Here is an 11907-nt window from a genome sequence, read left to right as displayed (position 1 = left end):
GCGCGAGCAGCTATCACCCAGTAATGGGGATCCCCCTCCTGTGACGCGAAGCGCTAAGGTGGGGGAGGATGTCAACAACCACAAATACGCCGAACAGCTGGAACGCTCCGGCTGCACCCAGGTGACCGAAGCCCAGGGCTGCGATATTCACAAGAGCAAGGCGGAAAACGCCAAGGCAGGATTTGGCACCGCCGCCCCGGCCGCCGACGGCGGATTGAACATGAGCTATGAGCAGAAGCTGGAGCGCTCAGGCTGTACCCAGGTGAGCGAGCTCAGCGGCTGTGACATCAACAAGAGCAAGGCCGAGAACGCCGCCGCCGGATTTGGCGCCGCCCCCGCAGCGGCCAGCGCCAGCCCCTACGCCGGCAACGGGGTCGCCACCTTCCCCGAGACGGGCGCCACGGTCGCGAACATCCGCATCGATGACAAGGATCAGGTGTGGGTCAACGACAAGCAGGTCAGTACCAGGAAATCCGACGGCGCCCTGGTGTTCAAGGAGGGCATGGTCATCTACACCATCCAGGGGGATCGCCGCCTCAAGGGAGAAGATGGCTGGGTCGACAACGATGCGGGCACCAAGGGGCCCATCGCGGCCAAATGACCCCGTCACCATCACGACAAGGGGAGCCGCGGCTCCCCTTGTCGTTTCTGCATGCCTGCAACCGACGCCCCCCTACCTCTTCTTCGGGAAGTCCAGCACGGCCACCACCGGCGAGCAGGACGGGAGCGCCGACCAGGAGGGGGCGTCGAAGATGAAGCGGGCGACGGCACAGGTCGGCATGCGAGTGATACCGGAGGAAAAGCCATGAGCCAGGTCGGTGAAGGCAGGATCATGACCCACCAGCAGTACGCAGGCGAGATCATCTGAAAGCGCCCCCACCACCCCGAGAAGGGTCCCGGCATCGCTCTCGTAGAGGCCCTCGTCGATGACGATGCGGTCCGGGGAATAACCCAGCTCCCCGGCAAGCAGCCGGGCGGTCGTCAGGGCCCGGCAGGCGGGGCTCGAGAGGATGAGATCGGGCTTCACCCCAAGGTGCGCCAGACGAGCCCCCATCAGGGGCGCATCGCGCAGCCCGCGCGCAGCCAGCGGACGAGCGCGGTCAGACAAAGACGCGTCTTCCCAGCTCGACTTGCCATGGCGTACCAGGATCAGGGTTCTTCTCATGACGCACTCCCTGGTTGATCAGGGCCACAGGCGGCCCCTCAGACAGCCCCCCGTTTGCCAGCATGAAGGGGCAGGAGCACCATGGTCAGCAGCACACCTTCTACCCCCCAGCCTACCTGTTCCCAGTGTACTGTCTCCCCGGTCAGCATGCCGGTGAGCAGCACAGTGGCGCAGATGAGGGTCCAGCCGGTCAGGTGGAGGAAGGACTCCCCCGGTAGCAGCGCTTGATCAGGATGGGGTTCAGGGCCATGGCCACACAGCCGAGCAGGTAGATGCGATTGCCGGGAGCGAGGCTGAAGGCAAAAAGCCCGATGAGGGGACCATCGGGCTCTGCGGCAAGGATCAGGGGCTCACTTCTTCCATGAAGACAAGCCGAAGGGGTTCGGCCAGCAGTTCGTCCGCCTGGCGAGCGAAAGCCTGGAAATACGCGGTCTCACAGTGGGCATCCAGGGCGGCCTGACTCACGAAGGCTTCCCGCATGTAGAAGGTGCCGGGTTCATCCTTCAACTCGAACAGCATGTAATCGAGGTTGCCCGGCTCCTGGCGAGTGGGGTCAATCAAGGTAAGCAGGGCATCGCGAAGGCGCTCTCCCATGCCGTCACGGGCCTTGAGCACTGCGATCGATACCAGTTTGTCTGTCTCTTTTTTCATCCAGTTTTCTCCGTTGTACATTGTCAACACGCCAGAGAGTGCAACCTGGACAGCGATTTATACTGCCGGATGCTCCCCCATCAGACGTTGCCCAGTGTAGGCAGGACGGTGGGGGCCATATAGGGGGGCAGAATGAACACTGTGTTCAACGGGGTGGATAACCACGCCGTGCACGGAGGAACAAACGAGCGGGAGGGATCATGGCGCAAAGGGTGGCAACGGGACCCGCCAGGAGGCGGCACGGCTTGCGGCCCCCTGGTCCAGGCTAAGGGCCTGCAGACCAGCGCTCAACGTCAAGGCAATAGGTGGTGAAAGGGTGTTCGCCCAGGCGCGTTTTCCTCACCCAGATGGCCCGTCTGGCGAGGGACAGATAAGGCGGGCGGGTATCCAGCAAGTGAAAGAGTATCGTCCGATGGCCAAGCTCCCTCGCCCACCCCATCATCTCGTTGAAAATCGCCACGCCGCTTCCCCAGCCGGCCTTGGCGAGCACGATGGCAAGCTCCACCCCCTCGTCATCGGGCTGGATACCGCACCACCCCGCCAGGGTGCCGTCGAGGAAGATGGCGCGCACGCGGCAACCTGGCCGGGCGTCGACTCCCAGCTTGTACGCCATCCAGTCGCGCACCCCGGCCACATCGAAAAGCGGGTGAGGGATCAGGTGCTTTCGCAGCGTCTCGTCGTTGAGCAGCGGCAGAAAATCCTCTGCCCTGACAGCAGAAAAGGGGCTGAACACCATGGAGGTCTCTCTCATTGCCCGAAGAGGCACCCTAGTAGGGGGTGCCATCCTTGTGTCTGGCTGACCAGGCGCCATCGGCACCCTGTACCAGGGCCAGATCGTCGTCGGGATAGTCGACGGTGTCCCCTGGCAGCCTGTCCCCCACCTCGAGATAGACGGCGTCCACCTCACCGTGGTTGAGCAACTGGTGGGCCAGGCCGCTGCCCCCCTTGAAGCCGATGCACTCCCCCGGCGACATCCGGTACTCCTCCTCCCCGTGGCGCAGGGTGGGATTGCCCGAGAGCACATAGACGAACTCGTCCTGCAGGCCGTGATGGTGCTTGAGCGCCGAGATGGCCCCCGGTGCCAGGGTCGTCAGGTTGACCCCGAAATTGGCAAGGCCGAAATGATCCCCCAGCCTGCGCCGGGTGCGGTGCTTGACCAGGGAGGCAAAGGGCTCCGGATAGAGGGACTTTGCCTTGTGCTCGGGGATGGCCGTTGCCTGAATGGCACGCTTGTCAGCCATGTTCTGATCCTCCCAGTGAATGACGTCTCTCTTTATAGCCTGCGCCTTAGCGGCGAAACATGGGCAGGGGGTTGAAAGGGTGTCTCACACACCATGCCATGCCCGGTTGCCGCCAGATGGCAAAGACACCCTGTTTTTCGTTTGGCTATCTTAATGGCACACCGGAAAATGGGAAGTCGCGTTGGCGACCTCACCAATGGAATGAAGAAGATGGCCCGCGATCACCGGGAAATGCCCTCTTCCAGCGGCCCGGGTATGGAGGGGCACCGGCACATGCAGACCCGGTGACTAGAGCACCTCAATCCTGACCTTGATAAGCCCGGATCGGGGATTGCCGATGGCGCTGAACGCCGCCCTGGAGAGATCGATGATGCGCCCGCGGGGGAAATTGCCCCTGTCGTTGACCCGCACCACCACGCTCTTGTCGTTGGCGAGGTTGGTGACCCTCACCAGGGCGCCAAAGGGCAGTGTCATGTGGGCGGCGGTGTTGGCGTGGCGCTGGTAAGGCTCCCCGCTGGCGGTGCGCTTGTTGTGGTAGCGATCGGCGTAATAGGAGGCAAGCCCCGTCTGGGTATAGCCTCGCCAGTTGCCCGCACTGCCTGCATCAGGGTGGCTGCTGCAGGCGGCCAGCAGCAGGCACAGAGAGGCCAGCAGCCCTTTTTGTCGCGTCGTCATGCGTTGCTTCCTCGATGGGACAGAGCGACCAGCATCGCCAGTCAGGCTTCCGTTAACAGGGGCCTACTCTCTCACATTTCCCATGGAAAACGGGAGGCCCAAGCCTCCCGTTTTGCGTATCGCTCCGTCAGCCCCTGTCAGGGGAAGATGTCAGGCGATGAGCTTGTCGTCGGCGAAGCCAAAGCCGCGCAGCCCCACTACATGCACATGCTCGTGCTTGCCCTGCACCTTGCGGATGAGCTTGTAGGTGGTGCCCTTCTCGGGGCTGATGTTCTCCGGCGCCGCGATGAGGAGCTGCATGTCCTGCCGCTCGCACAGCTCGAACAGGGTGGCGATGGATTTGCCATCAAGCCGTGCCGCTTCGTCCAGGAACAACAGGCGGCAGGGAGCGATGTCCTTGCCGCGCAGACGGCGGGACTCCTCCTCCCAGCTGATGAGCACCATCAAGAGGATGGCCTGACCGGTGCCGATCGCCTCGCCGGTGGAGAGGGCGCCGCTCTCGGCCCGCAGCCAGCCGTCAGCACCGCGCTGCACCTCGATCTCCAGCTCCAGGTAGTTGCGATAGTCGAGCAGCACGTCCCCCATCACCTGATAGTTGCGCTCCCCCTGCTCCACCTGCGGGTTGAGACGCTGGAAGAGCTTGGCCATGGCCTCGGAGAAGCTGAGCTCCTTGTCGGCGAAAAGATCGTTGTGCATGGCGCTCTGATCGGCGAGTGCGGTCAGGAGGCGAGTGTGGGCCTCGCGGATATTGACGTTGAGACGCACCCCGCGCACCAGACCGAAGGCGATGTTCTGCAGGCCCTGGTTCAATACCCGGATGCGGTTCTGCTCCCGGCGGATGATGTTGGTGATCTTGGCCGCCACCTCGTGGGAGGAGAGGGACAGATGGGTTTCCCGCTGCTTGAGCTCGTCGGCGAGGCGCGCCAGCTCGATCTCCATCTCCTCGATGGCTTCCACCGGATCGTCCGAGCGGATGATGTCGTTGCGGATGCGATCTTTCAGGTAACGGTAGACCTGCACATAGAAGGCGACCTTCTGCTCGGTGCTGCGGTTGCCTTCCGACAGACGCAGCGCATCGCGCAGGGCCTCGTCGTGGGCCACCGCCACCCGCAGGGCGCCGAGGGCCTTGTCCGACATGGAGCGCAGCTCGTCGCTGTCGAGGTACGCCAGCTCGCGCTTGTTCAGACGCTTCTCGACGTCGGTCTCCCGTGCCAGACGCACCACCCGCGACCAGCTCGCCTTGTGACCCACCAGGGATTTGCGGGCGCTGTAGTAATCCTTGCCTTCGAGCTTGAGACGACCGCCAAGGGACTCGATTTCGCGCTTGCACACCTGCAACTGGGCCTCGGCGCTGGTGCGGCGGGTCCGGGTGCGGATAAGCAGCTCTTCAATCTCTTTCTTGTGGGCACGGGCCTTCTCTTCCATGTCATCCGACAGGGTCAGCCCCATGGCCGCCAGCTCCTGCTCGAACTCCGCCAGGGTCTGCCCCTTGGCCGAGGCGCTGGAATCGAGCGCCGTGCGCAGTTGCAGCGCCTCGGTGTGGCGCTGGGTGATCTGCTTGTGCTGCTCACCGGCGGTGCGGGCGGCAAGCTCTGCCGCCTTGAGCTTCTCTTTGAGTCGCTCGCTCATCTCGGAGGCCTTGCCCAGCAGATCTTGCGCATCCTGATAGGCAAAGTGCGGCAAACGGGCCACCAGCTGATCGAGGGCGTAGCAACGGCGCTTCTGCTCGGCCAGCAGGTCGCTCACCTCGTCAAAGGCCGCCTGCAGGGCCGCCAGATCCTGGGGATCCTGGCGCAGCACCTGCACCATGGTTTCCAGTTTTTCCAGCGCCTTGCCGTGCCTGGCGATAAAGGCTTCGGCTGTTTTAAGGGCCTCCACATCGGCGTGAGCCGCCTCGAGGCGGGCCGCCAGGTCTGCCTCGGCAAACAGGTGGGCAAAGGGCAGCATCCCCTGCACCAGCTGGATATGGCGGGTCAGCTGGGCGGCGGCGGCTTTGGCATCACTCAGCTGCTTGTCGCACTCGGCGATGGTTTCTTGCAGCTTGCGCTGCTCGTGCTGCTTGGCCTGCACCTCGGCTTCGGGGTCCGGGCGGAAGGCGATATCCAGATGCTGGCCGATAAAGTCGCGGAAGTGGCCGTAGAGACGGTGGTACTTCTGCTGCTCGAAGGCGGCCTTGGCGTAGCCCTCGATGAGGTTTTCCCGCTCAAGATCGAGCTGCTCGATCCGTTTTTCCCGGGCGGCGCGGCCAAACAGCGGCAGCTCGGGGTAGCGGGAGAAGCGCACCTGACGTTTGCTGGTGCGCACCAGCACGGCGTCCCCCAGCTCATCAGCTTCCACCAGATCCTCGTCAAAGGAGTCGGGGTTGCCCTGGATGAGGTAGATATCTTCCGGGCAATCTTCCAGCTTTTTCAGCCGCTCGATGGCGCCTTCGAGGTCGAGCACCACCAGGGCGCTGCGAGCCGGGCCGTAGAGCGCGGAGTAGTAAGGGGCATCATCGATGGAGATGTCGTCATAGACGTCCGAGAGCAGCACGCCCCCCACCTGCTCGGCGATGCGGGCAAGACGCGGATCCGCCTCGCCGGCACCCAGCTGCAGGTTGCGAATTTGCATCTCCAGCGCCTGTTTCTGGCCCTGAATGCGGTTGCTCTCCTGCTCGAACTCCCGCTCCTTGTCGAGCACGCTCTGCATGCCGGAAGAGAGTTCTTCGGCGGTGGCCAAGGCCAAGCCACTCTGCTCGCGCAGTTGCTCGAGTTTTTCAAAGGATTTGAGCCAGCGCGGGGCCAGCTTGGTCAGCTCCGCGATATCGCGACCCAGCTGAGTACCCTGATGCTCGAGGCTGGCGCGGCGCTGATTGGCCTCTGCCTGCTGCTCGGAGAGCTCCTCCTGGCGGGTGCGCTGGGCTTCGAGGAAGATCTCCAGCTCGTCCTGGCTAGCAATGTGCTGACCAGACGCCTGGGCCAGCTCGTCTCGCAGCCGCAAGAGCGTCTTCTGGCTTTCGCTCTCTTTCTCGAGGCGAGCCAGCGCGGCGCGCAGACCCTGCCCCTGGGCAATGCGGGCCTTGTCTTCGATGTGGCGCTTGAGCAGCGCCTGCGCGGTGGGCCAGGCAGCCTCGCGCACTGTCTCGGGTGCGATGCTGAGCAGCAGCGTCAGCGCCGCTTCGTGTTCGGCCACCGCCGCCTTGGCCAGCGCCAGCTGCTGCTCGGCCCCCAGCACCCGGCTGGTGAGGCTCTGCTCGGCTGCGCGGAACTGGTGCAGGGTGTCGCTCGCCTGCGCAGGCTCGAGCCCCGGCAGTTCGCACTGCTCGCGGGCGTTTTCCAGGGCCTGCACCGCCTGACGGTACTGGATGGCGCGGGTCTGCTGGATATCGAGCGCCTGCTGGTAGTCGGCCAGCTGGGTCTTGAGGCTGTCCACCTCTGCCTGGGCCAGCTCCTTGCGCTCCTCCACTTCCAGCAACTGGCCGTGGATCTCTTCCACCACCGCCTGCTGCTGCTCGAGCTTGTCGTTGAGCTCCGCCAGATCGGCGCGATAGAGGGCAATCTTCTTTTGCAGGGCCACGGCCGCCATCACCTTGGCCAGGTGCTCGGCGGCGGACTCCAGCTCGTCGGTCAGGAGCTTCTCGCGGTTGGTGAGCTGATCCACCTCGTCCGCCAGATAGATGGCGCGCTGCTTCTCCTCGGCCAGCAGACGGCGTTTGCCGGCGAGCTCAGAGCGTCCCTTGAGGGCCAGCTCGGAGAGACGGCTCTTCTCGGCGGCGCCCCGCACATACTCCGCGGCCACATAGTGGGTGGTCTCGGTGATCAGGTTCTTGAAGAGATCCCGCTGACCTTGGGTCTCCTTGATGGCTTCCAGGGTGCGGCGGTTCTCGTAGATGGCCGCCTCCATGTCCTGGAACGCCTTGCGTACCCCGGAGTTCTCCGGCAGCAGGTATTCACGCAAGGAGCGGCTGATGGAAGACGAGATACCGCCGTAGAGGGAAGCTTCGATCAGGCGATAGAACTTGCCGCGATCCTTTTGATCCCGCAGTTTCTTCGGGGTGATGCCGAACTCGAACATGAAGTTGTGATAATCGGTCACCGTATTGAACTTGGCGACCTTGATGGCGCCGAGCTCCGCTGCCGCCCCCTTCAGATCAGCGAAGGCACGTACCCGACCCTTGCCGTCGTCGAGCTTCTCCAGCAGCAGATCCGTGGGCGCCAGGTGTTCGGGCACATCCACCAGGGCGAACGGAGTGATGTTGACCTTGTTGTCACGGTTGGCCACCTGTTCGAGGTGCACACCGACCCAGATCCGCTGCTCGCGGCTGTTCATCACTTCCAGCAGCGAATAGCAGTGGCCACGCTGCAGCTTGCCGTAGAGCCCCTTGTCGCGGGACGCGCTGGAGGAGCCCGCCTCCGTGGTGTTACGGAAATGGAGCAGTGACTGGTCGGGAATGAGGGCCGCGATAAAGGCCGCCATGGTGGTGGACTTGCCCGCGCCGTTACCGCCGGACAGGGTCGTGACCAGCTGGTCGAGATCGAAGGTGCGGGCAAAGAAGCCGTTCCAGTTGACCATGGTCAGGGATTTGAATTTGCCTCTCACGCCACACTCTCCATCAAACCGGCAGACACCATCAGTGCCGGCACATTAACGTTGCAGATCATCTTCCACCTCCAGCTCCAGCTGCTCTTCGTCCAGATCCTCTTCGATATCCTCGAACAGGGAATCGCTGCTCGGCATCTCGTCGTCGTGGAAAATGGCCTCCCCTTCCTGGATCATCCGCAGTTGCACCGCGCGGGGATCCTCGTCGGAGCGCACATCGGCGGCGAAGCGGAACACGGACTCGTTGACCCGGAATTTGTCGCTGTTGCCAAGGGGGGTGATCATCCCGAGGCGCTTGAGGCGACGCATGGAGGTGCGGATTTTCTCGAGGAGCTTCTTCTTGTCCAGATCCGTGCCGCCGGAGCGGCTGTTGACCATGCGCAGCAGTTGCTTCTCGTCCGCCAGACTCAGCACCTCTTCTTGCAGCTCTCCCATGGCGAACACCCCTTCAGAGGCGAGCCTGTCCGGGCTCAGGAACAGGTAGCAGAGCACCTTGCCCACCAGCATATCGAGCTCAGATAACACTGTTGTACCGATGTCGGCGCTCGGGCGCGGACGCAGGTAGAAGAAGCCTTCCGGCGCCTTGATGAGTTCCACCTGATAGCGGCCGTAGAAGATCTCCAGCTCCTGGTGGTACTCCACCAGGGCAGAGTGCTGCTCGAATTCGTCGGCACTGATGTGGCGACCGGAGCGCAGGGCGGTGTCGATGCGCGGAAACAAGGGGTTGGCGATGGCCTCTGCGAGGCGCAGGGGCAAGGGGAATTCAGTATTGATCGATGACATAGGCCTGAACCTTGGATCCAGCTTGGTTGATGGGTTTCCATGCGGGTTGGCGGTGGTGCTCGCGCTCACCGCTGGCATGGCCGAGACGCACGGCCTGATCGATCAGGAGGCGCGCCACGTCGAAGTGGGCATGGGCCGGGTAGTCCAGCAGGTATTCCCGCAGCACGTCGGCAAGATCCAGCCGATCTCCCTGCTCCGGATAGCGGGCCAGGTAGCGCTCGATGCGCTCCGCCAGCTCCTGGTTGATGTCCACCATCTCTACGTACTCCATCTCGAGGGGCACCTCGCCGGTCACCTCCTCGTCGTGGATGGCGATGGTTTCATCCCGCAGCTCCAGCAAACGGGGCTCTTCGGCCACCCGCAACAACCAGCTGTGCTGCTCGAAGTTGCGGATGGATTCCCGCAGCCGCTGGCTGAAGGCGCGGTTCTTGTCCATGTCGATGGCGTTGCGGATGAACTTGTGGACGTGCCTGTCATAACGGGACCAGAGCTCGATGCACTGCTGGCCCCAGGCGGTGATGACATCCAGACGCCCCTGCAGGGCGTGGGTCAGCTCCTCGACGTGGAACAGATCATCGCGCCCCTGGGCCGCTTCCTGAATGTTGAGCAGCCCCGCCTGCAGGCGGTGGCCGGCGGCGTCCAGGGTGTCCTGCAACTCGCGCAGGGTCTGGCCGGTCTCGTGCAGGAGCTTCTCGCAGCTGTGGATGGCATCGACCCAGTTCTGGGTCAGCAGGGCCGCGATCTCGCTCTTGACCTGGTTTTGCTGCTCGTCCATGGCGCGCTGGGTGAGATCGATGCGCCCGAGCGTCTCTTCCAGGGAGAAGGAGAGACGCGGCAGCACCTCGGCGTCCCACTGCTCCCGGGTGTTGGTCTCGAGCGCCGCCTTGCGGGCGGTGTCGAGCTCGGCCGCCAGGTGCTCGAGCAGGATGGAGAGCTTGATGGAGTCCACCTGGCGCTGATCCATGAAGAAATCGACGATGCTCATGCCAAGGCGCGACAGGCGGTAGAGGCTCTCCCCCGCCACCATGTCGGTGGTGAAACGCGACAGCAGTTGCTGACGAATGAGATCGTTGATGGCGTTGTTGGCGCGACCGGTGAGGGTCTCGTCCATCTGGCCGAAGGCACTGCTGACATAGCCAAAGGCATCGTGCAGCGCGGCCTCCGAGAGATCAGACTCGTCCTCGGAGAGCGTCTTGATCGCTATCAGAAAGGCCAGCCTGTCGGTGGGGAGGTTCAGCGCCAACCCCTCCTGTCTGACCCATCCCACCGTCTCTGGCAGGGTACGGGATGTACTCATCATGACGTTATCATCGCCTCCCCATAATCATTTGATAACTAACTAAAACAGCCAGCAAAGCCGCATCACTCCTGAAGTTAACCTGTTTAAGTTGTCCAATACAGTACAATAAGAACTGGTACCATCCAGCCAAATTGGTACCATTGTTGGTGCCATCCGATCCGATGGTACCAACAGCGAGCTGAGACAATGAAGACGAAAGCCCCACTCACTGCAACCAAGGTTGCCAACGCCAAAGAAGGCACTCACGCCGACACTCTGGGGCTTTCCCTCGTCGTCACCGCCACATGCAAGAGCTGGCGATTCAAGTACTACCAGCCGATCACCAAGAAGCGGCAAAACATAAGCCTCGGAAAATATCCAGAGGTGAGCCTCGCAGAAGCCCGCAAACGCCGGGACGATGCCCGCGCACTAATAGCGGCAGGAGTATGCCCGCTCGCAAACAGAAAGGCCACGGCAGAAGCGCATAAGCGCGAGGCTGCGAGCACGTTTGGGGCAGTGACGGCCATGTGGCTGGAGAGCCTTGAGCCCAATGTGAGCGAGAGTTACCACCGTCAAACAGCGCGACGACTTGATGCCTACGCTCTGACCAAGGGCATGCGCGACATGCCGATAAAGGATATTAGAGCTCCACAGGTAACGGCATTACTCCGGACCATTGAGAGCGGGGACACAATCCATCGGTTGTTGCAGTCGATCAAGTCGATCATGAACTTTGCAGTGATCGAGGGCTTAGCTGATTTCAACCCGTGTTCCGCCATCACGAAAGCGGCCAATCTGCCAATTCACACCGTCGAGCACATGCCAGCCATGGAGCCCGCCGAGATTGTCGAGCTGGTTAGCACCATAGACGGCGGCAGCATGGATGTTATCGCCCGCCATGCCATGTGGTGGAGCTTGCACACCCTCATTCGGCCAGCAGAGTCAGCGAATACCCGTTGGGACGAGATTGACATAGAAAAGCGCCTGTGGATCATTCCTGCCGATCGAATGAAGATGGCTCGTGATCACCGCGTCCCGCTGACAGATGCCGCCGTGGCGATTTTAGAAGGCATGAAGCCCCTATCCGGCAACCGGGAATATGTGTTCCCCAATCGCAGAGACCCGCGCAAACCTATGCATTCACAATCGGTCAATTGCGCCCTGCGCCGTATAGGGCTTGCAGGCCGCCAGACGGCGCACGGCTTCCGCGCCCTCGGGTCCACTACCCTACACCAAGCTGGATTCATTACTGACGTGATTGAGGCTGCCCTCGCGCATGCCGACAACAACAAGGTGAGAGCGAGTTACCAGCGAGGCGACTATCTGACTCAACGTGTCGAGCTTATGAACTGGTGGAGCGAGCACATTGAGCGAGCCCGTGCTGGAGAGCTGACGCCAGGGGTTGGTGACAACGTGGTGCAAATCCAGAGGGCGAGATAAATCAGCCCCTATCTACAACCGTCATTCCGCACCTGATTTTGCTATTTTCAGTGCTTGACGGCGATCGGCCGTTCTGATCTATTACTCTCTTTTGC

10 protein-coding genes are annotated in these 11907 nt (G+C 62.5%); 2 read left to right on the top strand and 8 right to left on the bottom strand.

What is annotated here, in order from left to right; all coding sequences use genetic code 11:
- Positions 1 to 40 precede the first annotated feature (40 nt).
- The gene (locus OKB81_RS16235; RefSeq protein ID WP_080988556.1) at positions 41 to 601 is read left to right on the top strand and encodes a hypothetical protein; all 561 of its coding nucleotides are present in this window, start codon (positions 41 to 43) and stop codon (positions 599 to 601) included.
- A gap of 72 nt (positions 602 to 673) precedes the next feature.
- Here OKB81_RS16235 and OKB81_RS16230 read toward each other — a convergent pair whose 3' ends face one another.
- The 8 genes from OKB81_RS16230 to mukF form a co-directional block, all read right to left on the bottom strand.
- Positions 674 to 1165 carry a SixA phosphatase family protein gene (locus OKB81_RS16230; RefSeq protein WP_052816250.1) on the bottom strand — a complete coding sequence of 164 codons (492 nt, stop codon included), beginning with the start codon at positions 1163 to 1165 and terminating at the stop codon, positions 674 to 676.
- Between the two features lie 342 nt (positions 1166 to 1507).
- Positions 1508 to 1816 carry a putative quinol monooxygenase gene (locus tag OKB81_RS16225; protein ID WP_160837392.1) on the bottom strand — a complete coding sequence of 103 codons (309 nt, stop codon included), beginning with the start codon at positions 1814 to 1816 and terminating at the stop codon, positions 1508 to 1510.
- Between the two features lie 265 nt (positions 1817 to 2081).
- Complete coding sequence (locus OKB81_RS16220) at positions 2082 to 2567, bottom strand: GNAT family N-acetyltransferase (protein WP_049636016.1); 486 nt, start codon at positions 2565 to 2567, stop codon at positions 2082 to 2084.
- Positions 2568 to 2583: 16 nt separating this feature from the next.
- The gene (locus OKB81_RS16215; RefSeq protein ID WP_052816254.1) at positions 2584 to 3057 is read right to left on the bottom strand and encodes a cupin domain-containing protein; all 474 of its coding nucleotides are present in this window, start codon (positions 3055 to 3057) and stop codon (positions 2584 to 2586) included.
- Between the two features lie 288 nt (positions 3058 to 3345).
- Complete coding sequence (locus tag OKB81_RS16210) at positions 3346 to 3732, bottom strand: septal ring lytic transglycosylase RlpA family protein (protein ID WP_052816256.1); 387 nt, start codon at positions 3730 to 3732, stop codon at positions 3346 to 3348.
- 150 nt (positions 3733 to 3882) lie between these two features.
- Positions 3883 to 8310 carry a chromosome partition protein MukB gene (mukB, locus tag OKB81_RS16205; protein ID WP_160837394.1) on the bottom strand — a complete coding sequence of 1476 codons (4428 nt, stop codon included), beginning with the start codon at positions 8308 to 8310 and terminating at the stop codon, positions 3883 to 3885.
- A gap of 45 nt (positions 8311 to 8355) precedes the next feature.
- On the bottom strand, positions 8356 to 9093 hold the full coding sequence (gene mukE / locus OKB81_RS16200; protein WP_029314572.1) for a chromosome partition protein MukE: 738 nt from the start codon (positions 9091 to 9093) through the stop codon (positions 8356 to 8358).
- On the bottom strand, positions 9074 to 10393 hold the full coding sequence (gene mukF, locus OKB81_RS16195) for a chromosome partition protein MukF (protein ID WP_039040724.1): 1320 nt from the start codon (positions 10391 to 10393) through the stop codon (positions 9074 to 9076). The genes mukE and mukF overlap by 20 nt, the downstream gene beginning before the upstream one ends.
- A 186-nt stretch (positions 10394 to 10579) precedes the next feature.
- On the opposite strand from mukF, the gene OKB81_RS16190 reads away from it, so the two are divergent.
- Positions 10580 to 11812 carry a tyrosine-type recombinase/integrase gene (locus OKB81_RS16190; RefSeq protein WP_270805316.1) on the top strand — a complete coding sequence of 411 codons (1233 nt, stop codon included), beginning with the start codon at positions 10580 to 10582 and terminating at the stop codon, positions 11810 to 11812.
- Positions 11813 to 11907: the final 95 nt, after the last annotated feature.

The sequence above is a fragment of the Aeromonas sp. QDB56 genome (assembly GCF_027705505.1).
Lineage (GTDB): Bacteria > Pseudomonadota > Gammaproteobacteria > Enterobacterales > Aeromonadaceae > Aeromonas > Aeromonas caviae.
Note: the sequence above shows the minus strand (reverse complement) of the source record. Positions and strands in the feature narration are given on the sequence as shown.